Origin of the sequence: Sphingopyxis sp. Root154 (genome assembly GCF_001427105.1) — a bacterium.
Classification (GTDB): Bacteria; Pseudomonadota; Alphaproteobacteria; order Sphingomonadales; family Sphingomonadaceae; genus Sphingopyxis.
In genome coordinates this window covers 1122848-1147112 of sequence record NZ_LMGI01000001.1, presented here as the reverse complement: position 1 = coordinate 1147112, position 24265 = coordinate 1122848, and the positions used below count along the sequence as shown (strand labels likewise).

Here is a 24265-nt window from a genome sequence, read left to right as displayed (position 1 = left end):
ATACAGATGGCACCGTCCCTGACAATCGCGGTCAAACGCATTCACGAACCGGCCGATCCCGGTGACGGCACGCGTTTCCTCGTCGACCGGCTGTGGCCGCGCGGCGTGTCGAAGGAGAAGGCGGCGCTGGCGGCATGGCTCAAGCCGCTGTCGCCGAGCGATGGCCTGCGCAAGCGTTTTCACGGTGAAACCGCCGATTCGGATGAGGCATGGGATGCGTTCCGCTTCGACTATTTCGCCGAACTCGATGCGGGCGGCGAGGAGGTGAGGACGGCGCTGTTCACGCTCGATGCCGCGGCACAGGCCGGACCGGTGACCCTGCTCTATGCCGCGAAGAGCGAGGAGCGAAACAATGCCGTCGCGCTGCAGGAGTGGCTGGAACGGCGTTAGCCCACCGTCGTCCCGAGCAGCGATCCGATCGCGATCGTTACCGCCATGGCCATCGCACCCCAGAAAGTAATTCGAACGACCGGACGCAGCATCGGCGCATTGCCCGCCCATGCGCCAAGCGCGCCGAGGATTGCGAGGAAGACGAGCGACGCAGCGGAGACCGTAAGCGGCAGCGAGTCGCCCTGATCGACCAGCACGGTCCCTAGCGGCAACGCAGCGCCGATCGCAAAGCTCGCCGCCGAGGCGGCCGCCGCCTGAACTGGCCGCGCCGCCATCGCGTCAGTCATGCCCAGCTCGTCTCGCAGATGCGTGTCGAGCGCGTTATGTTCGGTCAGCTGCACCGCGACCTGCTCGGCGAGCGAGCGATCGAGCCCGCGCTCCTGATAGATTTGCGTCAGTTCCTCGAGCTCGAACTCGGGGTCGGCGGCGAGATGGCGTTTCTCCAGCTCGACGTCGGATTTTTCGGCGTCGCCCTGCGAACTCACCGACACATATTCGCCCGCCGCCATCGACATCGCCCCCGCGACGAGCCCCGCGATGCCGGTGACGAGGATCGACGATTGCGAGGCGCCTGCTGCGGCAACGCCGGCGATCAGGCTGGCGGTCGAGACGATCCCGTCATTCGCGCCGAGGATCGCGGCGCGCAGCCAGCCGATCCGCGTAACGGCGTGGGTTTCCTCGTGCATTCGCGGCGCTCCCTGCTGCGGGAGGCGCCATGACCGTCAGCGGGCGCGCTCCGACTTGAGCCCTGCTGCCGCGATCCCCGCTGAGGCGCAAGCGGCATCGTCGGCCGGCGCCTCGCCCGATGCGCCCACACCGCCAAGCCGGGTGCGCCCGTCGGCGGAGAAGACAGGGATGCCGCCCGGAACCGCAACGACAAAAGGCGCATCGGCAAAGCCCGGCGTGCCCTTGACCGCGTCGACCATTCCGCTCGTCGGGAAACCCCACGCCGCGACCGCGCGCGCCTTTTCGAGCGAGAATTCCATGCTGCCGAACCCATTGCCGTCCATCCGCCACGCGGCGACGAGCTGTCCGCCTGTATCGACCACCGCAACCGCGTGACTCTGGCTCTTCGCACGCGCATGCGCCGCGCAGCCTTTGACGATGCTATCGGCCTGTTCTGCGGTCAGAGTCTGCGCACTCACGGGCGTCGCCATCAGCAACGCCGCCATCCCCACGATTTTCATCCTCGCCTCCCGAACGGGCGCGGGGTCAGTACTGCAGTTGCAGCCCCGGTCTGGCCCAACGCGTCTTCACCAGGCGGCCGGTGCCCGACAGGGTGATATAGGCATCCTGCCGGTCGGGTCCGCCGAAGGCGATGTTGGTCGTGAAAATATCGTCGGTCGCGACAAATTCGACGAGCGAGCCATCGGGGCCGACGACCGAAATCCCGCACTCGCCGATCGTCGCGACGCAGATATTGCCGTTCGCTTCCATCGCGAGGCTGTCGAAGAATTTATAGCCCGCGGGGCGATAGAGTGGGATGCCGGGGCCGCCGGGTCCTGCGGCGTCATCGACCTTGCCGGGGGCGATAATGTTGAACTTCATCAGGCGACAGGTGTAGGTTTCGGCCGCATAAAGCGTGTTGCCGTCGGGTGAGAGGCCGACGCCGTTCGGATTGTTCGAGGGGAAGATCACCTCCTCGATAAAACTGCCGTCGGCCTTTGCGTAGAAAATCCCGACGATGTCGTGGCACCGCTTGGCATAATCGACCTTGCCATGATCGGTGAACCAGAAGCCACCGTGGGCGTCGAACATGATGTCGTTGGGTCCGCGCAGAACGACGCCATGGTCGCCGCTCTTGTACAGAACTTCGACTTCGCCCGTGTCGATATCGATGCGCTCGATCCGCCCGCCCGAATAATCGTCGGCTATGCCGTGCGGCGCGAGATAGCCGTTCGATTCGACATAGTTGAACCCGCCATTGTTGCAGCAATAAAGCTTGCCGTCGGGGCCGATCGCCAGACCGTTGGGCCCACCGCCGGGGGTCGCGATGACCTCTTTCCTGCCGCCGGGCCAGCAGCGTGTGATACGCTTCGCCTCGATCTCGACGACGATGACGCTGCCGTCGTCCATCGCCACCGGCGCCTCGGGAAAGCGCAATCCGTCGGCGATCAGTTCAAACTCGGCCATCCCCATCTCCCTTGCGTGTCCGCACTTGCTGTGCTTTGCGGCCATCATGCCCGTTCGCACGCTCTTCGCCACCAATTTCTACGAGGCCGATATCGGCACCCGCGACCTGCTCGAGGAGCTGGAGGAGGGCAGCCGTCTGTTCGCCGAAGAGGATGGCGCGGGGCGGCGCTGGAGCCGCGATCACGGCTATAAGGGTTACACGAGCTACGCGAGCCTCGGCGATCTGCCCGAGCGAGACCCCGCGTTCCACGATTTGAAGCGCCTGCTCGACAAGGAAGTGAAGGCCTTCGCGAGGGCGTGTCATTTCGACCTCGCGAAACCGCTCAAGCTCGACTCTATGTGGGTCAATGTCCTGAAACCCGGCGGCACGCATAGCGGCCATATCCACCCGCACAGCATCGTGTCGGGGACCTTCTATGTCGCCGTCCCGCCCGGATCGGGCGCGCTGAAACTCGAAGACCCGCGCCTCGCGATGCTCATGGCAGCACCCGGCCGCACCGATGATGCCCCCGAGCATCTGTTGCCCTTCATCTATGCCGAACCCGCCGCCGGCCGCGTCTTCCTGTGGGAAAGCTGGCTCCGCCACGAAGTGATGCCGCACTCGGGCAAGGGCGAACGCATCAGCATCAGCTTTAACTATCGCTGAGCCACCCTATATCGCCGCCATCCCCCATTTCCTTGAGCAAGGATCTTATATGACCGCGACCTACGACGCCGACCTCCAGCTCTTCATCAACGGCGCCTGGCGGAGCGGCGAGGGGCGCGACGAGCGGCCGGTGTTCAACCCCGCAACCGCGGGCACGATCGCCGAACTGCCGGTGGCGACCGCCGCCGATCTCGACGAAGCCCTCGCGGCCGCCGAACGCGGCTGGCCGGTGTGGCGCGCGAAGACCCCCGACGAACGCGCCGCGCTGATGCACAAGGTCGCGGGCATCATCCGCGAACGCGTCGACCATATCGCGACCTTGCTCACGCTCGAACAGGGCAAGCCGATCGCCGAGGCGCGCGGCGAGGTGCTGTCGGCGGCCGGGCTGTTCGACTATTTCGCCGAACAGGGCAAGCGCATCGAAGGCCGCGTGCTCCAGCGCCCCGCGGGCCAGCGCGCGATGGTCACCAAGCATCCGGTCGGGCCGGTCGCGGGCTTCAGCCCGTGGAACTTCCCGGTCAATCTGATGGTCAAGAAAATCGCTCCCGCGCTCGCCGCGGGCTGCGTCGTGATCGCCAAGGCGCCCGAGGAAACCCCGGGCTGCACCAGCGCGATCATGCGCTGCATCGCCGATGCGGGCATTGCCGGTGATGTTGTACAACTCGTCTACGGCGACCCCGACATGATCAGCCGCCATCTGCTTGCGAGCCCGGTGATCCGCAAGGTCAGCTTCACCGGCTCGACCGCGGTCGGCAAACATCTGATGAAGCTCGCCGCCGATGGCGTGAAGCGGATCACGATGGAGCTTGGCGGGCATGCCCCGGTGCTGGTGTTCGACGATTGCGATCTCGAAAGCACGCTCGACCGCGTGGTCACGCAGAAATTCCGCAACGCCGGACAGGTCTGCATCTCGCCGACGCGCTTCTATGTGCAGCAGGGTATCTACGACGCCTTTGTGAAGGGCTTTGCGGAACGCACCGCAAAGGTGAAGATCGGCAGCGGCCTCGATGCCGACACGCAGATGGGTCCGCTCGCCAACGCACGCCGCATCCCCGCATTGGAAGCGCTGGTCGCCGATGCGAAGGCGAAGGGCGCGCGCGTGATTGCGGGCGGCGAGGCGACGGGCAACGGCTATTTCTTCCAGCCGACCGCGATCGCCGACGTGCCGATCGAGGCCGATGCGATGAACAACGAACCCTTCGGCCCGATGGCGCTGATCCGTCCGTTCGGCACCGAGGACGAGGCGATCGAACAGGCGAACCGGCTGCCCTACGGTCTGGCGGCGTTCGCGTTCACCGAGAATGGCCGCCGCATCAATCGTATCGTCGATACGATCGAAAGCGGCATGGTCGGGGTGAACAGCTTCGTGATCTCGACGCTCGACACGCCATTCGGCGGGATCAAGGAATCGGGCTTCGGCAGCGAAAGCGGGCCCGAGGGGCTCGACGGCTATCTCGTCACCAAGGCGGTGCATATTTACTGACGAGCCAAAATAGATGCGTCACGGCGAAGGCGGGGGTCCACAACGCTCGCTTATTATAGCTCTGGGTCCCCGCCTTCGCGGGGACACAGGAAATTAGTCCCGCTCCAGCGCCACGAAATCGCGCTCCATCGGCGCCAGATGCGCGCCGCCGTCGACGAAGATCGTCTGCCCCGTCACCGCCTCGGCGCGCGCGAGATAGACGACCGCATCGGCGATCTGCGCGGGCGTCGGCAGCGCGCCGAGCGGCATAAGCTTGGCCAGCCGCTCGACCTGCGCCGCCGAATAATCCTCGGTCGCCATCGTCAGCCCCGGCGCGACGGCATTGACGCGCGCGCGGTTCCCGAACGCGACAGCCAGCGTCGCCGTCGCTTGCCACAGCGCCGATTTCGACAGGCTGTACGCGATCTGGTCGGGCACTGGATGCACCACGCGCTGATCGACGATATTGACGATCGCCGGGCGCGTGCCGCCGCTCGCTGCGACGAGCGCCTTCGCCAGCATCACCGGCGCATGATGATTGACCTGCATCATCTCGGCGAGCGCCGCAGCCGACAGGTCTGTCCACTCGCCCTCGGCAAACAGCGCCGCATTGTTCACGAGCAGGTCGGGAGCGCGACCGAACTTCTCGATCACCGCCGGCAACAGCGCATCCACGGCCACCGGATCGGCCAGATCGGCGGCGAAGCGGTGGCTGAGCGCACCGGTCTCGGCAAGCGCCTCGGCCAGCACCGGATCGGCGTCGCCCGGGCTGCGTTTGTGGATCGCCAGCGCATAGCCTTCGCGCGCGAGCCGCGCCGAAATCGCGGCGCCGACGCGGTGGAGCCCGCCCGTGACGAGAGCGAGCTTCTGCGTCATTTCCGGACCCGCCGCATCGTGATGCCAATCTCTTCGCTATCCTCGGCGATCGCGAGCTTGACGATCTTGACCTCGACCTCTTCGACCTTGTCGTCCTGCAGGAACAAAGTGTCGATGATATGGTCGGCGACGCTTTCTATCAGCACGAAATGCACATCCTTGGGGATGCCCTCGGTCGCCGCGAATTTCAGGTGCATGTAGTTTTTCGAGGCGCTCAGCGGCGTCGTCGGATCATAATGATCGGCCATCGCCAGCTTCGCGCGCACCGAGATGCGCAGCGGCTGCGGCAGATGGGTTTCTTCGGAATAAATGCCGGTCAGCACCTGGACGGTCAGCCCGTCCACTTCCAGCCACAAACTATCGGTCACGCGATCATCCTGCAGGCGGGCGCGACATTCGGCTTTGCAATACCGACGCCGGACCCTAAAGCGCCGCCGCATTAGCGAAAGGGTGCGCGTTGGTCGAGTTACTTCCATTGTCGAATATCGAACCGCAGGCAGTCGAGGATCTCCTCGACGCCGCTTTCGGAACGGATCGCTTTGGACGAACCGCCTATCGCATCCGCGAAGGCGTGGATGCAGTCCCCGAACTCAGCTTTGCGCTGGTCGAGGATGGCGCGCTCGTCGGCACGATCCAGTGCTGGCCCGTCGCACTCCGTGCGCCCGATGCCGACGACATACCGCTGGTGATGGTTGGCCCGGTCGCGGTCCGCCCCGACGTCCAGCGCGGCGGTCACGGCCGCGCATTGATGGTGCACATGCTCGACGCCGCAGAAACCGAGGCCGACGGCGCGCTGATGATGATCGGCGATCCCGAATATTACGGTCGCTTCTTCGGTTTTACGGCCGATGCGACGGGCGAATGGGATTTGCCCGGACCGTTCGAGAAACGCCGCCTGCTCGCCCGGGCGGTCAACGGGCACGACCTGCCGACCGGTGCGGGAATGATCGGGTCCCGCTGACCGCGCACAGGGTTGCACCCGCCGCCCTTCCGCCTATGTCGGAGACATGGTCACCCCCGCGCCTTCGCTTCCCAAGGAATTTTCGCAGCTTTCGCTCGCCGAAGCCGCCGAACTGCTCGCGCGGCGCAAACTGCCGCAAGTCGATCAGTGGCATCCCGAACGGACCGGCGACAGCTTCATGGAAATCCGCGCTGACGGCAGCTGGTATCACGAAGGCGGCCGCATCAATCGTCCCGCGATGATCAAGCTGTTCTCGACGATCCTGCGCCGCGAAGCCGATGGCAGTCACGTTCTCGTCACCCCGGCCGAAAAGCTGTCGATCGCGGTTGAAGACACGCCCTTCCGCGCGGTCGAGATGAAGAGCGAAGGTGAAGGGGCGGCGTGCAAGCTCGTGTTCCGCCTCGACACCGACGATCTCGTCATGGCCGGCGCCGACCATCCGCTCAGCTTCGGAAACGATCCCGACAATCCCGATCCGCGGCTCCATGTGCGCGGCGCCATCGGCAACGGCCTCGAGGCGCGGATCGACCGTGCGCTCTATTACGAACTCGTCGAAATGGCGCTTGCTGCGGACGAAGAACTTCCCGCGATCTGGTCGAACGGCACGCGCTTCCCGCTGGTTGACGCCTGATGCTCTCCGAAAAGCTGCGCACCGCGCTCGAAAATCTGCTGCCCGACGCAGGCGAGGACGAGGCGTATCTCGGCACGCCGACCTTACGCGATGCCGCGGTGCTCATCGCCTTCACCGACCGGCCCGACCCCGGCGTCATCCTGACCCAGCGGCCGCAATGGCTGCGCAGCCATGCGGGGCAGGTCGCCTTTCCGGGCGGCAAGATCGACCCCGGCGACCGCGATGCGATCGACGCGGCGCTGCGCGAGGCGGAGGAAGAAATCGGCCTCAGCCGCCGCGACGTGATGGTGGCCGGCGTCACCGAACCCTATCGTTCGGGCAGCGGCTATATCATCACCCCGGTGCTCGGCGTCATCCCGCCCGACCTGCCGCTCGACCCCAATCCCGACGAAGTCGAAGACTGGTTCGAGGTGCCGCTCGATATCCTCTTCGATCCCGACAATTATGCGCGCCAGCATGCGAATTTTCAGGGGCACGATCGCCATTATTATGACATGGACTGGCAGGGGCGACGGATCTGGGGCGTGACGGCGGGAATCATCATCAATCTGGCGCGGCGGATGCCGGCGGGGTGGCACCGGTGACGGCGCTGCCCGCCGCCGAATGGCGCGAACGGCCCGGACTGCGGCGCATCGTCGCCGCGCTGGCCGCTGATGGCGGCGCGGTGAAGATCGTCGGCGGCGCGGTGCGCGATACGCTGCTCGGCCTCGCTGTCACGGACATCGATCTCGCAACCCCGCTTTTGCCGCAGGAGGTAACGCGGCGGCTCGAAGCGGCCGATATCAAGGTCATCCCGACCGGCATCGCGCACGGCACCGTCACCGCGATCGCCAGCGGCGACCATCACGAGATCACGACCTTGCGCCGCGACGTCGAAACCGACGGACGCCGCGCGACCATCGCCTTCGCCGACGACTGGCGCGACGACGCCGCGCGGCGCGACTTCACGATCAACGCGCTCTACGCCGATGCCGATACGGGAGAGATCGACGACTGGTTCGATGGCCTTGCCGATCTGAAAGCCGGGCGCGTCGCGTTCATCGGCGACGCGGCGACGCGTATCGCCGAGGATCATCTGCGTATCCTGCGCTTCTATCGCTTCGCGGCGCGTTTCGGGCGCGGCGACCTCGACGCCGTCAGCCATGCCGCAGTGGTCACCGCGCGCCAGTCGCTCAAAAGCCTGTCGCGTGAGCGCATTGCCGACGAACTGCTCAAAATTCTTTCGCTGCCAGAGCCTCGGGGAATCGTGGACCAAATGGCAGCGGACGGGATTTTCGAGGTGGTTCTGCCCGAACTCGCGCCGGATTTTTCGCGGGTACTGAGCGAACTGACGGAAAATGAGCGTCAGGCCGGGGTCATCCCTTCGCCGCTGCGCCGCCTATCGGCGCTGCTTCCCGCCGACGCCGCCATCGCCGAACAAGTCGCGGCCCGGCTGCGCCTGTCGACGCGGCAGCGCAAACATCTCGCGGCGCTGGGTGGAAGCCGCGCCGATAATGCACGGCCGGTCCGGCAGCTGGCGCATACGATCGGGGTCGACGCCGCGCGCGACGTGCATCTGCTCGCGAACGATACGGCTTCGGCAAAGGCTGCTGTCGCGGCGCTGTCGGGCTGGACCGTTCCCGAAATGCCGCTCAAGGGCGGCGACATCGTCGCGCGCGGGATTGCCGTCGGCCCCGAGGTCGCTCGCGTCCTGAAAGCGGTCGAGGCCGCGTGGGTGGCCGAAGATTTTCCCGATGCGGCGCGCGTGGCGCAGCTCGTCGATCAGAAGATCGGCCGCACCAGCGACTGACGCCAATAGTCGAGCGCGTCCTTGCCATCCATCGGCCGCGCGAACAGGAAGCCCTGCCCGAAATCGCATCCGAGCGCCGACAGCAAGCGCGCCTGATCGGCGGTCTCGACGCCTTCGGCCGTCGTGCGCATGCTCAGCACTTCCGCCAGGCTCTGGATCGTACGCACGATTGCCACCTTGTCGCGATCGTCGACCATATGTTCGACAAAGCTGCGGTCTATCTTGAGCACGTCGATGGGCAAGCGCTGGAGATAGGCGAGGTTCGAATAACCGGTGCCGAAATCGTCCATCGCGACTCGCGCGTCGAGCGCCTTCAGCTCGCTCAGCACCGACAGCGCGAGGTCGGGATCGCCGATGATCGCGCTTTCGGTGAGTTCGATCATCAGCCGCTCGCCGCCGATCTTCTGGCTTTCCAGCGCCTGGCGCACCACCGCGGCGACATCGTCGCGCACCAGCTGGATCGCCGAGACGTTGACCGAGAAATAGCAGTCGACGATTCCGCCGCCATTCTGCTTGTCCCAGTCGGCGAGCACCGCAGCCGCCTTGCCGATCGCCCATTGGCCGAGCGGGACAATCAGGCCCGAATCCTCGGCAATCGGAATGAATTCGGTCGGCGAAACCGAATGGCCGCTGCTTGTGTCCCAGCGCGCCAGCGCCTCGAACCCCGCGACGCGGCCGCTCGCCAGCTCGATCAGCGGCTGGAAGGCGAGGTGGAGCCGATCTTCCTCGATTGCGTTGCGCAGTTCGGTTTCCATCCCGAACCGGTTGTCCGACAGCATCGCCGCTTCGGGTTCATAGATTTCGATGCGGTCGGTCTGCTTCGCGCGTTTCAGCGCGATCTGCGCGTGGCGGATCTGATCGGCGACATCGGTGTCAGCTGCCGGCTGGATCGCGCAGCCCAGCGCGCAGTCGACGCTGACCTTCAATTCGCCGATGCGGAAGGGATGGTCGAAACAGCCGCGGATGCGCCGCGCCATTTCACGCACATCGGCGCGGCCGCCCACGACGCGCGTCGATATGGCGAATTCGTCGCCCCCGGTGCGCGCCAGTATGTCGCCGCTGCGCAGGCTCGATTTCAGCCGCCGCGCGACGGTGATGATCAGCTCGTCGCCCGCCATCGGCCCGATATGTTCGTTGATGCGGCTGAACCGTGCAAGGTCGAGCAGCAGGACCGCATGGTCGGCGACGCCCAGGTCGGTGGCCCCGCGTTGTTCGACCAGTTCCTCGAACCCGGCGCGGTTGGGAAGGCCGGTCAGGCTGTCGGAGACCAGCTCGCGTCGCAGGTTGCGCTCGGTCATCATTTCCTGCGTCCGGTCGATCAGCGTCAGCAGGAACAGCCCGTCGTCGCCCGATTCGGTGGGCAACGGTCCGATCGAGCCGCGCAGGTCGCGCGCGGCGGGCCCTTCGCCAAGCTGGCAGGAAAATTCCTGCGATTCGTCGGGATATTGCGATGCGCGCTCGATCGCGCGCAGCATTTCGATCGGTGCCTCGACGCCCGCGGGCGACAGGCTCAACCGGTCGAACGCGGCGTTGCTAGCGTGGAGCCGGAAATTGCCGCGCGCCATCGGTCTGATCAGCGCGGCCGGAACGGGCAACGCGTCGATCCAGCCGACGAACAATAAGGGCCGGTCTTCACCGGTTCTATCGATAGGCATAACAGAGGGTTTTGTGCGACCTTTCCCCATTGCCCAAAGCCTAGGTCACGGGAAGTAAAGAAGGGATTTACGGCTACGACGAATTACGCTTAGCCGAAGCGATTGTTCCTCGGAAAACCGGTCGGAGGCATCCGGCCGGCGGCGCCGCGCGCGACGCGCCAGGGGGCAAGGTCGGTTTCGGTACGCGTGCGGCCGGTATCGCCGCCCATCGCCCAGCTCAATCCATCGGTAAAGGCAAAGCTGACCGCGTCGGACAAGCCGCCGTCGCGGTAGCGTTGCAGCATCACGCCCTGACCGCGCGCCATCACCGGCACCTCGGCAAGCGGAAAGACGACGAGCTTGCGATTCTCGCCGACCACCGCGACGCTGTCGTCGCTCGCCAGAACCGGCCGCACGATGGCGAGCGCCGCCTTGGGTTTCAGGTTGACGACGTTGCGGCCCTTGCGCGTTTCGGCGACCACTTCGGCCATCTGCGCGACGAAGCCGTGGCCGCTGGTCGAGGCGAGCAGCAGCCGGCCTTCGGCGTTCGCGGGGATCATCGCGACGATCCGCGCCTCGGGATCGATGTCGACCATAAGGCGCAGCGGCTCGCCGAACCCGCGCCCGCCGGGCAGCTTGTCGGCGCCGACGGTGAAGAACCGCCCGTCGCTCGCCGCGATCAGCAGCTTGTCGGTCGTCTGGGCGTGCGCGGCGAACAGCAGTTCATCGCCTTCCTTGAACTTGAATTCGGCCCACTGGTCGGCCGCGACATGGCCGCGCTGGGCGCGGATCCAGCCGCGTTTCGACAGGATCACCGTCACCGGCTCCTTCTCGATCATCGCGTCGAGCGGAATCTCGCGCGCGGGCGCGGCTTCGGCAATCGTCGTGCGCCGCGCGCCGAGCAAGGTCTCCAGCCCGTAAACCGCGCGCAGCTTTTCCAGGTCCTTGCGCAGCCGCGTCTTCTGCCGCGCCGGGCTCTCGACCAGCTTGACCAGCTCTTCGCGCTCGGCGGTCAGGTCGGCCTGCTCGCGCTTCAGCTCCATTTCCTCGAGCTTGCGGAGGCTCCGCAGGCGCATGTTGAGGATCGCCTCGGCCTGCCGGTCGGTCAGGATGAATTCGGCGATCATCACGGGTTTCGGTTCATCCTCGGTACGGATGATCTCGATGATCCGGTCGAGATTGAGGAAGGCGATGATATAGCCCGCGACCAGCTCCAGCCGGTCGTCGATTTTGTCGATGCGGTGCTGCGCGCGGCGGACGAGCACGACGATCTGGTGCTGCAGCCATTCGGTGAGCAGCTGGTGCAGTCCCATCACCTTCGGCGTACGCGTCGCGTCGAGGACGTTCAGATTGAGCGCGAAGCGGTTTTCGAGGTCGGTCAGCCGGTAGAGGCTTTCCTTGAGGATGTCGGGGTCGACGTTGCGGCTCTTGGGTTCGACGACGATGCGCAAATCCTCGGCGCTTTCGTCGCGGACATCCTCGAGGATCGGCAGTTTCTTGTCGGCGATCAGCTGCGCGATCTGCTCGATCAGCTTGCCCTTGGCGACCCCGTACGGAATCTCGCTGATGACCAGCTGCCAGGTGCCCCCCGATTGCTTCTCGATCCCGCTGTCTTCCCAGCTGCCATCGCCCAGCTTGCCGGTCGAAAAACGCGCGCGAACGCGGAAACCGCCGCGCCCGGTTTCATAGGCATACGCAATCGTCTCGGCGCTGTCGACGACGATGCCGCCGGTCGGAAAATCGGGGCCTTTGACATGTTCGAGCAGTTCGGACAGCTCGGCGCGCGGATTCTCGATCAGCACCAGCGCCGCGTCGATCACCTCGGCGGCGTTGTGCGGCGGGATGTTCGTCGCCATGCCGACCGCGATCCCACTCGCGCCATTGGCAAGCAGGTTCGGGAACAGCCCGGGCATGATCTCGGGCTCTTCATCCTCGCCATTGTACGTCGGCTTGAAATCGACCGTGCCCTCGTCGAGCCCCTGCATCAGGTCGACGGCAACGCGCGTCAGCCGCGCCTCGGTATAACGATAGGCGGCGGCATTATCGCCGTCGATATTGCCGAAATTGCCCTGGCCGTCGACGAGCGGATAGCGGAGCGAGAAATCCTGCGCGAGGCGGACCATCGCGTCGTAAACCGCGACGTCGCCGTGCGGGTGGAATTTACCGATGACGTCGCCGACGACGCGTGCCGATTTCTTGTAGCCCTGCGACGGGTCGAGCCGCATCGCGCGCATCGCCCACAAGAGGCGGCGGTGCACAGGCTTCAGTCCGTCGCGCAGATCGGGCAGCGAACGCGCGGTGATCGTCGACAGCGCATAGACGAGATAGCGTTCGGACAGCGCGCTGTCGAACGGGGTATCGGTCATGCCGGGGACGGGTGCATTATTGTCAGGATCGTCGGTGGTGGTCGCCATTGTCCGGAGCCGATAGCAAGGCTGGCGCGCCAAGGCAAAGGGGGAAGCAAGTTAGTAGAGGTTGTCCTTGTAATCCTTGTCGAGACCCTTCTGCATAAAGCCGGGAATCGAAACGACCGCGCTCGCGATCCGCGCGCCTAGACCCTTGTTTTTGTTCAGCCGCAGATGCTCGGCGAACATCTTGGCGGGGCTGATGTCGGCCGGAGCGGCCGCGGCGGGCCACAGCGCGGCGCGGCGCAGCGCGGCGCTGGGCGCGACGCGGATCGCGAGATCGTCGACGCGCGCGGCGAGCAACGGCTGCTTGTCGCCGACGGTGAAGGGCGCACGCCCGCCTTCGTCGCTCGTCAGCATCGCCGATCCGGTGAAGGTCGCGACCGAGCAGGCGCCCGGGATCAGCAGCGCCGCCGCGATACGCGGCTGCGCGATGATGTTGCGGAAACTGTCGGTGCGCCGGTTGCCAGGACGGTCGGGAAACCAGAGCGCGTCGCCGTCCTTGCGGGCCATCAGCCCCGCCGGGTCGCCCTTGGGACTGAGGTCGGCGGCGCCCTTCGGGTCGATCGTCGCGAGCGCCATGAAGCGGCTCGCCGCGACGAACGCATCGGCATCGGCCGGCGCGCCTTCATCGGGCTCGGCCTTCCAGAATTCCGAGCGGATCAGCGCCTTGGCGCAATGGACATAGCATTCCTCGACCGCGATCCGCGCCACGCCGTCGGCGCTCTCGACGCGGCCGTTGACGCGCAATGTCTCGCCGATTCCGGGAAGCAGGAACAGCGAACCGAAACCCGCGCCGGGGCGGAGCAGGGCGGGATCGTCGAAAAGATCGAGCGGGATCGAAAGCATTGCCGCGTCGCCGCGCGCGAAACCTCTCGCCCCGCCGGCGAGCGTGATCGCGATGCCTCCATCGTCGCCGGTGCCCGCGAACATCAGCGGCGAGACGGCGAGCCAGCGCAGCGCGGTCGCGTCGAGATGGTCGATCACCTTCAGGTCGATCGCGGGCGGCGCCTTGCCCACCACGGCTTCGAGTGCGGCGATGCTGTCGATAGCGCTCACGGCGTCTCCTTCGCTCCAGGCCCGCATCATGGCACTGTTGCGATCAATTCGCAATAAGTGTCGCCGCCGCGCTTTTGTTCGCAAGGACTTGAGCTCGCGCCAAGCGCCACTAGGTTGGATGCCTGATTGGGGAAGGGATGGGATATTGACCGAAAGCCGCGAGGGCGCACGCCGCAAAAGCATCTGGTCGCGCGCAAGCGAGATGGCCGGACAGGCGCCGCCCGAGCGCAACCGCTACGTCGATTTCCTCCGCGCGCTGTCGATCCTCGCGGTTGTCGTCGGTCACTGGCTCGTCGCCGCGCCCTATATGAAGGACGGCGCGGTCGAGGGCGGGCATTTGCTCGGCATATTGCCGTGGATGCAGTGGCTGACCTGGGGATTCCAGGTGATGCCGCTCTTCTTCCTCGTCGGCGGTTTCTCGAACGGCATGTCGTGGGCGGCGACGCTGCGCAAGGGCGGCAGCTATGAAAGCTGGTACAGCGGGCGGCTGCAACGGCTGATCAACCCGGTGCTGCCGCTGTTCCTGATCTGGACGCTCGTCGCGATGTTCGGCACGCTCGCGGGGATCGATCGCGGCATCGTCGCGATGGCGGCGCAGCTCGCGCTGATCCCCGTGTGGTTCCTGTCGGTTTACCTGATGGTCGCGGCGGTCGTGCCGCTGACCTGGCGGGCATGGAAACGCTGGGGCTTCGCCTCCTTCTGGGCGCTCGTCGCGGGGGCGGTGGCGATCGACGTCGCGGCGCTGCGCTTCGATGTGCCTTATGTGAATTTCCTTAACTTCGCCTTCGTCTGGCTCGCGATCCACCAGCTCGGTTTCGCGTGGAGCGAGGGGCGGCTGGCGCCGAGGAAGGCGCTCTTGTGGGGCGTCGGCGGGCTGGTTGCGCTCGGGCTGCTCGTTGGCCTCGGACCCTATCCCGTCGCGATGATCGGCGTCCCGGGAAGCGGCCTCAGCAACTCGATGCCGCCGACGCTCGCGCTGCTCGCGCTCGGCATCGCGCAGGCGGGCTTCGCGCTCGCGCTCGAACCCGCAGCGCAGCGGATGCTCGACAATATCCGCCTCTGGACCAGCGTCGTGCTCGTCAACGGCATGATCATGACGATCTACCTCTGGCACCTCACCGCCTTCGTCCTCGTGATGGTCGCGGCGTGGCTGCTCGGCGGGATCGGGCTCGATGTCGCGCCGGGCAGCGCCGCATGGTGGTTCGCGCGCCCGGTCTGGTTCGCCCTCTACATCGCGGCGCTTTTCCCGCTGATCACGCTCTTCGCGCGCTACGAGCGCGCGAGCAAGGATAGCGGCGAGGTGCCGCATTGGCGCCTGATCGTCGGGCTGCTGCTGATCTGTGCCGGGCTCGGCGCCACCGCCGCGATCAGCATCGCGAGCCCGCTCGGCGTGACGGGCGTGCGCCTCTGGCTCGTCGCGCTACCTTTCGTGGGCGCCGCGATTGCGCAGTTCGGTCCGATCCATCGGCTGGCGCAGTCGCGGACTTGATGTGCGGCTGGTGGCCGATGTTGGTCTGTTTGGGGGGTGAGCGACCCGGTTGGCGGTGGAGTGTTGTTACTCTATGGCCTCCGGCATGATCTGGAACCTAGTTGATCGAAGAACACGGGTTTATCGCTGGAAAGCTGTAAATGCGATTATCGAGGCGGTAGAGCATGACAATAGCTGCGCTGACTCAGATCAAGCTCCTGAGGCTGACGTGTCGACAGTGGTGGATTACGACCAATTGGAAGGCGTGTCCGTCCAGCAGGCCGTCGCTTGGGCGAGCCAGCAAAAATGCCCCGTCACGCTTTATCTCTATGATGAGGGATCAGGTACTACCAGCGAAGACCACTTCCGGGCGGTGGGTAACCGCTTCTAAATCATAACGTCCGCAATCGGTCATTAGCTGCCCTCAACCGCACCATGGCCAGCACGCCAAAAGAAAACCGGCGCGGATCGCTCCGCGCCGGGTTCCCTCGGTAAACTTGTAAGGCGCTACGCGTCAGGCGACGCGGCGCACTTCATTGCCTTCGTCGTCGATATCGCGAAGGACATAACCTCGGCCCCAGACCGTCTCGATATAATTTTCGCCGTGGCAGGCGAGCGCGAGTTTCTTGCGCAGCTTGCAGATGAAGACGTCGATGATCTTCAATTCGGGTTCGTCCATGCCGCCGTAAAGGTGGTTCAGGAACATTTCCTTGGTCAGCGTCGTGCCTTTGCGAAGGCTCAGCAGCTCGAGCATCTGATATTCCTTGCCGGTCAGATGCACGCGCGTCGTGTCGACTTCGACCGTCTTGGTGTCGAGGTTGACCGCCAGCTTGCCTGTCTTGATGACGCTCTGGCTGTGGCCCTTCGACCGGCGGACGACCGCGTGGATGCGGGCGACCAGTTCGTCGCGGTGGAACGGCTTGGTGACATAATCGTCGGCGCCAAAGCCGAACGAGCGCACCTTCGAATCCATTTCCGAAATGCCCGACAGGATCAGCACCGGCGTCTGCACCTTGGCGGTGCGGAGCTTCTTCAGCACGTCATAGCCGTGCATGTCGGGCAGGTTCAGGTCGAGCAGGATGATGTCGTAATCATAGAGCTTACCCAGGTCCAAGCCTTCCTCACCGAGATCGGTGGTATAGACATTGAAGCCCTCGGTCGTGAGCATCGTATCGATCGCTTTCGCGGTCGTCGGCTCGTCCTCGATCAGCAGTACGCGCATTGGGCACCCCTTTTTCCCACGATAATCCCGCGAACCCGATCGCATGACCATCAAGGATGTCACCGACCAAACCCCCGTTGCAGGACTGCCGGAACATTAACCACGAAACTAATGAAGGGAAAAGGTTAATTTTGATTTAACCCTCAGAAGTCCGCGAGTCGCGGCCATTTTGCAACAGTCGCTCAGGCCGTTTTCGGATCATGGTGAAGCGCCACATAGCGATCATGTGCGCCGGTACAGGACATCTTCAGCGTGTCGACCAGATGGTCCGAAAGCGCACGCACGCGCGCCGGGCGCAGCCGCGATGGCGGTGACAGCAGGTGCAGGTGCGACTGCGGTAGCGACCAGTCGGTCAGGATCGGGACGACCGCGCCCGATGCCAGTGCTTCGGCGGCGATGAAGTCGGGCAGCGAGGCGATTCCGACCCCCGCGACGACCAGCGGCACCGCGACATCGCCATTGTTCGCGAACAGCGGCCCGGTCGGCAGCACGGTCGCCTCCTCGCCCTTGCGGTGGAAATGCAGCGGCATCGCGCGCTGGCGGTGGCCGTAACCGATCAGCCGGTGGCCCGCGAGTTCGAGCGGATGTTTGGGCGTGCCGTGCTTTTCCAGATAGGCGGGGCTGGCGATCACCGAGGCCGCGACGGGGGCGATCGTGCGCGCGAGCAGGCTCGAATCGGCGAGCGGCGCGATGCGCAATGTCAGGTCGATCCCCTCGGCGACCGGATCGTTTCGCGCATCGCTCAGCAATACTTCGATCTCGACCGCCGGATGCCGCTCGAGAAAGACCGCGAGCGGCGGGCCGAGCACCTTGATCCCGAAGCTCATCGGCGCGGCGAGACGGATCGGCCCCGCCAGGTCGACGCGGTCTCCGCGCGCAGCTTCAGTGGCCGCGGTCGCCGCCGCGACCATCGCGCGCGCCTCGTCGAGCAGCCCCGCGCCGGCGGTCGACACCGCGACGACGCGCGAGCTTCGGTGGAGCAGGGTGATGCCGAGCGACGCCTCGAGCCGCGTCACCGCCTTCGACACGCTCGCCTTCGACAGCCCGAGCGATGCCGCCGCGGCGGTAAAGCTGCCGCCATCGGCGACAGCGACGAAACAGGCCCAGCCTTCATAGTCGGGAAGTGCCACGCAACAGCTCCTGAATGGAAACGATGGTTTTCCATCTACGCTATTTTCGAAACGATCGGAATGCCTATTTTGTCCTCAACAGATGAACGCCGCCGGGCCCCGATGCCCCAAGGCGGCAAGGAAAGGACAAGGCCAATGATCGACATTCGCAAATTCGACAGCTTGGGCCACGCCGACCACGGCTGGCTCGACGCCCGTCACCATTTCTCTTTCGCAAACTATCACGACCCGAAACGGATGGGTTGGGGCGCGCTCCGCGTCTGGAACGACGATGCCATCGCGGCGCAGTCGGGTTTCCCCCCGCACCCGCACCGCGACATGGAAATCATCACCTATGTCCGCAGCGGCGCGATCACGCATCGCGACAGCATGGGCAACAGCGGCCGCACCGCGGCGGGCGATGTCCAGGTCATGAGCGCCGGCACCGGCGTGACGCACAGCGAGTTCAACCTCGAGGATGAGGAAACGACGCTGTTCCAGATCTGGATCATGCCCGACCGTGATGGCGGCAATCCTGGCTGGGGCGCGCGCCAGTTTCCCAAGAATGACCGCTCGGGCCAGTTCGTGACGCTGGCGAGCGGCATCGAGGGCGACGAAGCCTTGCCGATCCGCGCCAACGCCCGCGTCGCTGCGGCGACGGTCAACGCCGGTGAGAGCATCTCCTACGACCTCGAAGCTGGACGTCACGCCTACCTCGTCGCCGCCAAGGGCCGCATCCGCGTCAACGGCGCGGAGGCCGATCCCCGCGACGGCATCGCGCTCCGCGATGTCGGAACGATCGAGGTTGAGGCGCTCGACGACGCCGAGCTGGTGCTGGTCGACAGCCTCTGACGAAGCCACCGGGCCGCCGACGTCCCCCTCCCTGACGGCGGCCCACCCGGTGCCGCGAGTTCTTCCCAAAACATGGGCGGCTCGCGGCACCCTCTCTCCCCTGAAGTGAAAAGGAGTATCCCCGATGACCCATATTCTTCGCATCGACGCCAGCGCCCGCAACGAAGGTTCGACCACCCGCCCGCTCGCCGACCAGCTGGTGAACCGCCTCGTCGAACAGGGTTACGGCGCCACCATAACCCGTCGCGACCTCAACACCGCACCGCCCGCGCTGCTCACCGAAAGCTGGATCGGCGCCAATTTCACCGACGAAGCGGCGCGCAGCGACGAGCAAAAGGCCGTGCTCGCGGGGTCGGACGAACTGATCGCCGAACTCGAAGCCGCCGACACGATCGTCATCACCGCACCGATCTATAATTTCGCGATCCCCGCGTCGCTCAAAGCCTGGGTCGACCTGATCGCCCGCGCGCGCCGTACCTTCCGTTATACCGAAGCCGGTCCCGAAGGGCTGCTGACGGGCAAGCGCGCGTTCATCGTTTTTGCCTCGGGCGGCGTACCGCTGGGCAGCGAGGTCGATTTCGCGAGCGGTTACCTGAAGCATATCCTCGGCTTCGTCGGCATCACCGACGTCACGATCATCGCCGCCGACGGCCATATGATGGACGGCGAAGCGGTCGCTCGCGCCACCTCGACGATCGATGGCCTGAAGCAGGCTGCCTGAACCGATGCGCCATCTCCCGAGCCTCTTCCTTTCGCATGGCTCGCCGATGATGGCGCTCGAGCCCAGCCCGGCGCGGACCTTCCTCGCCGGGCTGGGTGCCGGGCTCCCGCGCCCGCGCGCGATTCTCGTCGTGTCGGCGCATCATGACGCCGCGTATCAGGGCGATCGCGCCACCGTCACCGCCTCGCCGGCGCCGCCGACGATCCACGACTTCGGGGGCTTTCCCGACGAACTGTTCGCGATGTGCTACCCCGCGCCGGGCGATCCGCTGCTCGCGACGCGCGTGGTCGAACTGCTCGCGGAACACGGCCTTGCCGTCACCGCCGATCCCGAACGCGGGCTCGATCACGGCGCCTGGGTGCCGTTGTCGCTAATCTACCCCGACGCTGACATTCCCGTCGTCCAGCTCTCGATCGCCTCGAACGCCTCGCCCGAATGGCATTATGCGCTCGGGCAGGCGCTCGCGCCGCTTCGCGATGAGGATGTGCTGATCATCGGATCGGGCAGCATCACGCACAATCTGCGCGCGCTGTTCGCGGCGCGTCTGCCGATCGACGCCCCGGCGCCAGCATGGATCACAGACTTCACCGACTGGATCGCGGATCGGATGGCCGCCAGCGCCGTCGATGACGTGCTGCAAAGCGTCGAGCGCGCGCCGCATGGCCGCGACAATCACCCGACCCCCGACCATATATTGCCGCTGTTCGTGGCGATGGGCGCGGGTGGGGCGGCGGCGCCCTTCAAAGCCGAACGGCTGCACGCCAGCGTGACCTATGGCCTGCTCGCGATGGACGTTTACGCTTTCGACTGAGCGGCAGCCCGCCTATAGCGCGCCATGCTCCTTTCAGATCGTGTTCTCTTCCTCGATGGCGAGGCCCTCGTCATCGACAAGCCTGCGGGCCTTCCCGTCGATGCCCCGCGCGACGGCAGCATCAGCCTCGAGAATCATCTCGACCTTTTGAAGTTCGGCTTCAAGCGCTGGCCGCTCGCGGTCCACCGGCTCGACCGCGACACCTCGGGCTGCCTGCTGCTCGCGCGCAATCCCAAGGCGCACGGCCGTTTCACCCGCGCGTTCGAAAGCCGCGAGGTCGAAAAGCAATATCTCGCGATCGTTGATGGCATCCCCGACGGCGACGGCGGCACGATCGACCTTCCGCTGTCGAAGGTGTCGACCGCCGAAGAAGGCTGGCGCATGGTCGGCGATCCGAAGGGCAAGCCCTCGGTCTCGCATTGGGAAAAGCTCGCCGTCGTCGGCGACCGCGCGCTGCTGCGCTTCCGCCCCGAAACCGGCCGCACGCACCAGCTGCGCGTCCACGCGCTCGAAGGGCTCGGCTTTCCGCTTGTCGGCGACCCCGTCTACGGCCGCGGTGGCACCAGGACGCGCACCTTGCTCCATGCCGAACGGCTGGTGGTAAAACGTGACGTCAAGCCGTCGATAATTGCCGAGGCGCCGTTCCCCGACAGCTTCATCGCATTGGGCTTCGCGGCGCCGGAGGGAGCGGAGCCAACGCGTGGCTGAGATCCCCGAAAGCGCGATTAGTGAAAAATTTCTAGCCGGCACGGGCCCCGGCGGACAGAATGTCAACAAGGTCGCGACCGCGTGCCAATTGCGCGTCAATGTCTATGCGCTCGGCCTCACGCCCGACGCGTTCAAACGACTGAAAACCCTCGCGGGCAGCCGGATGACGACCGAGGGCGAACTCATCATCCTCGCGCGCCGCTATCGCACGCAGGAAGCGAACCGCGCTGACGCTCGCGAACGCCTGTCCGAACTGATCGACGCCGCGCTCGTGCGCCCCGAACGCCGCATCAAGACCAAGCCGAGCAAGGCGGCCAAAGCGCGCCGCGTCGACAGCAAGAAAGCGCGCAGCAGTGTCAAGGCCGGTCGCGGACGGGTGCGCGGGACCGACTAAGCTTGCAATGACCAGTCTCTACCGTCTTGATGTCCCCGCCAGCACGATCGCCGCGGCGTTCGGTGCCGAGGCCGGCAATGACCCTTGGACCGGCGACTATGTCGCGCCCGGTCGCCCGGCGCCGGTGATCGTCAGCGACGGCCGTGGCGGATCGCGGCGTTATCTGCGCCCGAAACTCTGGGGCGTTCCGCCGCCGCCGCAGGGCGACCGGCCGGTCACCAGCGTTCGCAACCTTGCCAGCCCGTTCTGGATCGGGACGCTGCGCCACGCCGAATTGCGCTGCCTGATCCCCGCGACCGCCTTTGCCTATTGGTCGGGCCCCGAAGGCGCGCGGCGCCAGCACTGGTTCTCGGTGCCGTCGCGGCCGGTCTTCGCCTTTGCCGGAATCCATCGGCAGGGCGATGACTGGCCCTGCTTCGCGATGCTTACGACTGACGCCAATCGGCTGGTCGCGCACCATCAGCCAAAGGGCATGCCGGTGATCCTTCATCCCGAAGATTATGGCACCTGGCTGAGCGGCGAGTGGCGTGCCGCCGTGGCGCTCGCGGTCCCCTATCCCAGCCAGTTGATGGCGGTCGGCGACACACCACCGGTATAACCGATTTTCACCATATCGCTTCACTTTGAGGTAACCAACGGTGTCCTAAAAGCGGTGCGACCAAGAATGACATGCAGGGACCGAATCCGTGTTGGGGAATCGCACCATCGAAACCAGGAAAGCGCCGACCGCCGGGCGAGGCGCCGAGCGCGCACCCGTGACCGCGCGCGCGCGTTTCCGCGAGCCGGGGCTAAACCCCTTCGACGTCGAACTGTTCGATCTTTCGTCGACGGGCTTTCGCATGGTCACCTTTTTCCGGCCGCAGATCGGCAAACATATCTGGGTGAACCTGCCCGGGCTCCAGCCGCTGGAGGCGGTCGTCCGCCGCGCCGATGGCAACAATTATGGCTGCGAATTCGTCAATCCGCTTCATCCTTCGGTGGCGAAGCACCTGCAGGTAAAGCTGCGCGGCCAGTAAGCCGGTTCAGCCCTCGGGCTTCTCCGATTTTTTCAGGATGTGCTTCCACTCATCGGGCGTCACGCGCCCGACCGATAGCCGCGACTGGCGGATCAGATCCATGTCGGCGAGCTTGGAATCGGCCTTGATCGCCGCCAGCGTCACCGGATTGGCGAGCGAGCGCACTGGCGCGACGCGCACCACGACCCAAGGCGATCCCTTCTCGGCAGTCGGGTCGGGAAAGCTCTCTTCGGTGATCTCCATGATCCCGACGCATTCCTTGCCGATATTGCTGTGATAGAAAAATGCCTCGTCGCCGACCTTCATCGCCATCATGTTGAGTTTCGCGGTGTGATTGCGCACGCCGTCCCAGATGCCGGTGCCGTCCTTGACGAGTTGCTCCCACGCATAGGCGTCGGGCTCGGATTTCATCAGCCAATATTGCTTGCTCATGGGCCGGGGCTTAGCCGAGCCGCGCGCGGGACGAAACCGCCTTTTTCCCTTTAACCGTCGGCGGACAGCGCCTAAATCGCGACTCATGACGCGCCCGAGCGGCGCCGCCCCGATCAGATGGACAATAATCGCATGACTGCTGCCGTACCCGTCATTTCCATGTCGCTCCCTGCCGACCAGTTCGCAAAGGATTTCGGCGCCTCCTTCGAACGCTTTGGTTTCGCGATGATTACCGATCATGGCATCGACCCCGCGCTGATCGACGAAGCGTGGGACAAGGCGAAAGCCTTCTTCGCGCTGCCCGAGGAAACCAAGCGCGCCTATCATATCGCCGGCGGCGGCGGCGCGCGCGGCTATACCCCCTTCGGGACCGAGATTGCCAAGGGCGCGAAGGAAGTCGACCTCAAGGAATTCTGGCACGTCGGCCGCGACCTGCCCGCCGGGCACCGCCTCGCCGCGCAGCAGCCGAACAATGTCTGGCCCGCCGAAGTCGAAGGCTTCCGCACTGCCTATGACAAGCTCTTCGCCGAATTCGACCGCGTCGGCGGCCGGCTCCTGTCGGGCATCGCGCGCTATCTCGGCCTCGCGCCCGATTTCTTCGACGACACCGTCGCCGACGGCAACAGCGTGATGCGCCTGCTCCATTATCCGCCGGTCGAAGCCCCCGCGAAGGGCATCCGCGCCGAGGCGCATGAAGACATCAACACGATCACGCTGTTGCTCGGCGCCGAAGAAGCCGGCCTCGAAATCCTCGACAAGGACGGCAGCTGGCTTCCGGTCTCGCCCCCGCCGGGCGCGATGGCGGTCAATGTCGGCGACATGCTGCAACGGCTGACCAACAACAAGCTGCCCTCGACCACCCACCGCGTCCGCAATCCCGACGCGGGCCGCGCGAGCGTCGCGCGCTATTCGATGCCCTTTTTCCTGCATTTCCGCTCAGACTATCCGATCGAGACGCTCGAAAGCTGCGTCGATGCCTCGCACCCAAATTTATATCCGACGCCGATCACCGCAGACGAGTATCTGCAGGAGCGGCTGCGCGAGATCGGACTCAAGAAATAGGTTGATTTGAGCTATACTGGCTGTTCTCCGGAGGAGAGTGGCTATGACCTACGAAGGCGAATGCTTCTGTGGCGCGGTGAAGCTGGAGGTTACGGGCGAGCCCGAAGGCATGGGCTATTGCCATTGCCAATCGTGCCGATCCTGGTCCGGCGGGCCCGTTAACGGCTTCACTTTGTGGAAGCCCGGAAACGTCCATATCATTGAAGGAGAGGATAATGTCCGAACCTTCAACAAGACGCCGGGCAGCAGCCGCAAATATTGTAGCCAGTGCGGCGGTCATCTGATGACCGATCATCCGGGGCTCGGCGTCGTCGATGTCTTCTCGGCGACACTATCGACGCTCGCGTTCGCGCCGGGACTGCACATCAACTACGCCGAGACGGTGCTGCCGATGAAGGACGGACTGCCCAAGTTCCGCGATTTTCCTGGCGCTTTCGGCGGATCGGACGAGCAGGTCGCCGAATAGGCGGGTCTTGTCGCCGTT

29 protein-coding genes are annotated in these 24265 nt (G+C 65.4%); 18 read left to right on the top strand and 11 right to left on the bottom strand.

All coding sequences use genetic code 11. The annotated features are described in order from the left end of the window. Nucleotides 1-6: 6 nt before the first annotated feature. Nucleotides 7-390 (top strand): DUF488 domain-containing protein, encoded by a 384-nt coding sequence (locus ASD73_RS05200; protein WP_056368565.1) that lies wholly within the window; start codon nt 7-9, stop codon nt 388-390. Here the strand turns inward: ASD73_RS05200 and ASD73_RS05195 are convergent. Genes ASD73_RS05195 through ASD73_RS05185 form a run of 3 tightly spaced genes read right to left on the bottom strand, consistent with a single transcriptional unit; the run spans nt 387 to nt 2523 of the window. Then, nucleotides 387-1076 (bottom strand): VIT1/CCC1 transporter family protein, encoded by a 690-nt coding sequence (locus tag ASD73_RS05195; protein ID WP_056368568.1) that lies wholly within the window; start codon nt 1074-1076, stop codon nt 387-389. The genes ASD73_RS05200 and ASD73_RS05195 overlap by 4 nt on opposite strands. Before the next feature lie 36 nt (nt 1077-1112). Continuing rightward, the gene (locus ASD73_RS05190) at nt 1113-1577 is read right to left on the bottom strand and encodes a GlcG/HbpS family heme-binding protein (protein ID WP_082521363.1); all 465 of its coding nucleotides are present in this window, start codon (nt 1575-1577) and stop codon (nt 1113-1115) included. Nucleotides 1578-1602: 25 nt separating this feature from the next. Beyond that, entirely contained in the window at nt 1603-2523 is a 921-nt protein-coding gene (locus ASD73_RS05185) for an SMP-30/gluconolactonase/LRE family protein (RefSeq protein ID WP_056368572.1), read from the bottom strand. Nucleotides 2524-2569: 46 nt separating this feature from the next. Here ASD73_RS05185 and ASD73_RS05180 point away from each other — a divergent pair, with 46 nt between their 5' ends. Together ASD73_RS05180 and ASD73_RS05175 are read left to right on the top strand one after the other, a co-directional pair. Further along, nucleotides 2570-3169, top strand: coding sequence for a TIGR02466 family protein (locus ASD73_RS05180; RefSeq protein WP_056370266.1), 600 nt, complete (start codon nt 2570-2572; stop codon nt 3167-3169). Between the two features lie 49 nt (nt 3170-3218). Further along, on the top strand, nt 3219-4652 hold the full coding sequence (locus tag ASD73_RS05175) for an NAD-dependent succinate-semialdehyde dehydrogenase (protein ID WP_056368573.1): 1434 nt from the start codon (nt 3219-3221) through the stop codon (nt 4650-4652). Nucleotides 4653-4745: 93 nt separating this feature from the next. On the opposite strand, the gene ASD73_RS05170 is transcribed toward ASD73_RS05175, so the two are convergent. After that, complete coding sequence (locus ASD73_RS05170; protein ID WP_056368575.1) at nt 4746-5507, bottom strand: SDR family oxidoreductase; 762 nt, start codon at nt 5505-5507, stop codon at nt 4746-4748. Further along, nucleotides 5504-5875 (bottom strand): dihydroneopterin aldolase, encoded by a 372-nt coding sequence (locus ASD73_RS05165; RefSeq protein WP_082521362.1) that lies wholly within the window; start codon nt 5873-5875, stop codon nt 5504-5506. The genes ASD73_RS05170 and ASD73_RS05165 overlap by 4 nt, the downstream gene beginning before the upstream one ends. Before the next feature lie 89 nt (nt 5876-5964). Between ASD73_RS05165 and ASD73_RS05160 the strand changes: the two genes are divergently transcribed. Genes ASD73_RS05160 through ASD73_RS05145 form a run of 4 tightly spaced genes read left to right on the top strand, consistent with a single transcriptional unit; the run spans nt 5965 to nt 8888 of the window. Next, nucleotides 5965-6468, top strand: coding sequence for a GNAT family N-acetyltransferase (locus ASD73_RS05160; protein WP_056368577.1), 504 nt, complete (start codon nt 5965-5967; stop codon nt 6466-6468). A 46-nt stretch (nt 6469-6514) separates the two neighbouring features. Then, a complete protein-coding gene (locus ASD73_RS05155) occupies nt 6515-7099 on the top strand; it encodes a DUF1285 domain-containing protein (protein ID WP_056368579.1) in 585 nt (194 codons plus the stop codon). Then, nucleotides 7099-7683: a CoA pyrophosphatase gene (locus tag ASD73_RS05150; protein ID WP_156377290.1), complete on the top strand. Its 585-nt coding sequence runs from the start codon at nt 7099-7101 to the stop codon at nt 7681-7683. Before ASD73_RS05155 ends, ASD73_RS05150 begins: the two co-directional genes overlap by 1 nt. After that, nucleotides 7680-8888: a CCA tRNA nucleotidyltransferase gene (locus ASD73_RS05145; protein WP_056370270.1), complete on the top strand. Its 1209-nt coding sequence runs from the start codon at nt 7680-7682 to the stop codon at nt 8886-8888. The genes ASD73_RS05150 and ASD73_RS05145 overlap by 4 nt, the downstream gene beginning before the upstream one ends. Here ASD73_RS05145 and ASD73_RS05140 read toward each other — a convergent pair. The 3 genes from ASD73_RS05140 to ASD73_RS05130 form a co-directional block, all read right to left on the bottom strand. Then, the gene (locus ASD73_RS05140; RefSeq protein ID WP_235534157.1) at nt 8861-10543 is read right to left on the bottom strand and encodes a putative bifunctional diguanylate cyclase/phosphodiesterase; all 1683 of its coding nucleotides are present in this window, start codon (nt 10541-10543) and stop codon (nt 8861-8863) included. The genes ASD73_RS05145 and ASD73_RS05140 overlap by 28 nt on opposite strands. A gap of 89 nt (nt 10544-10632) precedes the next feature. Then, nucleotides 10633-12936: a DNA topoisomerase IV subunit A gene (gene parC / locus ASD73_RS05135; RefSeq protein ID WP_056368586.1), complete on the bottom strand. Its 2304-nt coding sequence runs from the start codon at nt 12934-12936 to the stop codon at nt 10633-10635. 51 nt (nt 12937-12987) lie between these two features. Next, nucleotides 12988-13986, bottom strand: coding sequence for a pyridoxamine 5'-phosphate oxidase family protein (locus ASD73_RS05130; RefSeq protein WP_200934877.1), 999 nt, complete (start codon nt 13984-13986; stop codon nt 12988-12990). A gap of 145 nt (nt 13987-14131) precedes the next feature. Between ASD73_RS05130 and ASD73_RS05125 the strand changes: the two genes are divergently transcribed. Further along, nucleotides 14132-15475, top strand: coding sequence for an acyltransferase family protein (locus ASD73_RS05125; RefSeq protein WP_056368587.1), 1344 nt, complete (start codon nt 14132-14134; stop codon nt 15473-15475). A gap of 85 nt (nt 15476-15560) precedes the next feature. Next, nucleotides 15561-15845 (top strand): hypothetical protein, encoded by a 285-nt coding sequence (locus tag ASD73_RS05120; protein ID WP_056375963.1) that lies wholly within the window; start codon nt 15561-15563, stop codon nt 15843-15845. Nucleotides 15846-15968: 123 nt separating this feature from the next. On the opposite strand, the gene ctrA is transcribed toward ASD73_RS05120, so the two are convergent. After that, entirely contained in the window at nt 15969-16676 is a 708-nt protein-coding gene (gene ctrA, locus ASD73_RS05115) for a response regulator transcription factor CtrA (RefSeq protein WP_037513859.1), read from the bottom strand. A 182-nt stretch (nt 16677-16858) separates the two neighbouring features. Beyond that, nucleotides 16859-17806: a LysR family transcriptional regulator gene (locus ASD73_RS05110; protein WP_056368589.1), complete on the bottom strand. Its 948-nt coding sequence runs from the start codon at nt 17804-17806 to the stop codon at nt 16859-16861. A 135-nt stretch (nt 17807-17941) separates the two neighbouring features. On the opposite strand from ASD73_RS05110, the gene ASD73_RS05105 reads away from it, so the two are divergent. From ASD73_RS05105 to ASD73_RS05075, 7 genes are all read left to right on the top strand, one after another. Continuing rightward, the gene (locus tag ASD73_RS05105) at nt 17942-18637 is read left to right on the top strand and encodes a pirin family protein (RefSeq protein ID WP_056368591.1); all 696 of its coding nucleotides are present in this window, start codon (nt 17942-17944) and stop codon (nt 18635-18637) included. A gap of 124 nt (nt 18638-18761) precedes the next feature. Then, on the top strand, nt 18762-19358 hold the full coding sequence (locus ASD73_RS05100) for an FMN-dependent NADH-azoreductase (protein WP_056368593.1): 597 nt from the start codon (nt 18762-18764) through the stop codon (nt 19356-19358). Nucleotides 19359-19362: 4 nt separating this feature from the next. Further along, nucleotides 19363-20169 carry a DODA-type extradiol aromatic ring-opening family dioxygenase gene (locus tag ASD73_RS05095; protein WP_056368595.1) on the top strand — a complete coding sequence of 269 codons (807 nt, stop codon included), beginning with the start codon at nt 19363-19365 and terminating at the stop codon, nt 20167-20169. A gap of 24 nt (nt 20170-20193) precedes the next feature. Beyond that, nucleotides 20194-20877, top strand: a complete 684-nt coding sequence (locus ASD73_RS05090) for an RluA family pseudouridine synthase (protein WP_056368597.1) — start codon at nt 20194-20196, stop codon at nt 20875-20877. Beyond that, on the top strand, nt 20870-21271 hold the full coding sequence (arfB, locus tag ASD73_RS05085; RefSeq protein WP_056368599.1) for an alternative ribosome rescue aminoacyl-tRNA hydrolase ArfB: 402 nt from the start codon (nt 20870-20872) through the stop codon (nt 21269-21271). Before ASD73_RS05090 ends, arfB begins: the two co-directional genes overlap by 8 nt. Nucleotides 21272-21278: 7 nt before the next feature. Beyond that, on the top strand, nt 21279-21869 hold the full coding sequence (locus ASD73_RS05080; RefSeq protein WP_056368601.1) for an SOS response-associated peptidase: 591 nt from the start codon (nt 21279-21281) through the stop codon (nt 21867-21869). An 88-nt stretch (nt 21870-21957) separates the two neighbouring features. After that, nucleotides 21958-22287: a PilZ domain-containing protein gene (locus ASD73_RS05075; protein ID WP_056368603.1), complete on the top strand. Its 330-nt coding sequence runs from the start codon at nt 21958-21960 to the stop codon at nt 22285-22287. Nucleotides 22288-22293: 6 nt separating this feature from the next. Here ASD73_RS05075 and ASD73_RS05070 read toward each other — a convergent pair whose 3' ends face one another. Further along, the gene (locus ASD73_RS05070) at nt 22294-22719 is read right to left on the bottom strand and encodes an EVE domain-containing protein (RefSeq protein ID WP_056368605.1); all 426 of its coding nucleotides are present in this window, start codon (nt 22717-22719) and stop codon (nt 22294-22296) included. Between the two features lie 132 nt (nt 22720-22851). Between ASD73_RS05070 and ASD73_RS05065 the strand changes: the two genes are divergently transcribed. Both ASD73_RS05065 and ASD73_RS05060 read left to right on the top strand, forming a co-directional pair. Beyond that, complete coding sequence (locus tag ASD73_RS05065; protein WP_056370273.1) at nt 22852-23781, top strand: isopenicillin N synthase family dioxygenase; 930 nt, start codon at nt 22852-22854, stop codon at nt 23779-23781. A 43-nt stretch (nt 23782-23824) separates the two neighbouring features. Then, complete coding sequence (locus ASD73_RS05060; RefSeq protein ID WP_056368607.1) at nt 23825-24247, top strand: GFA family protein; 423 nt, start codon at nt 23825-23827, stop codon at nt 24245-24247. Nucleotides 24248-24265 lie beyond the last annotated feature (18 nt).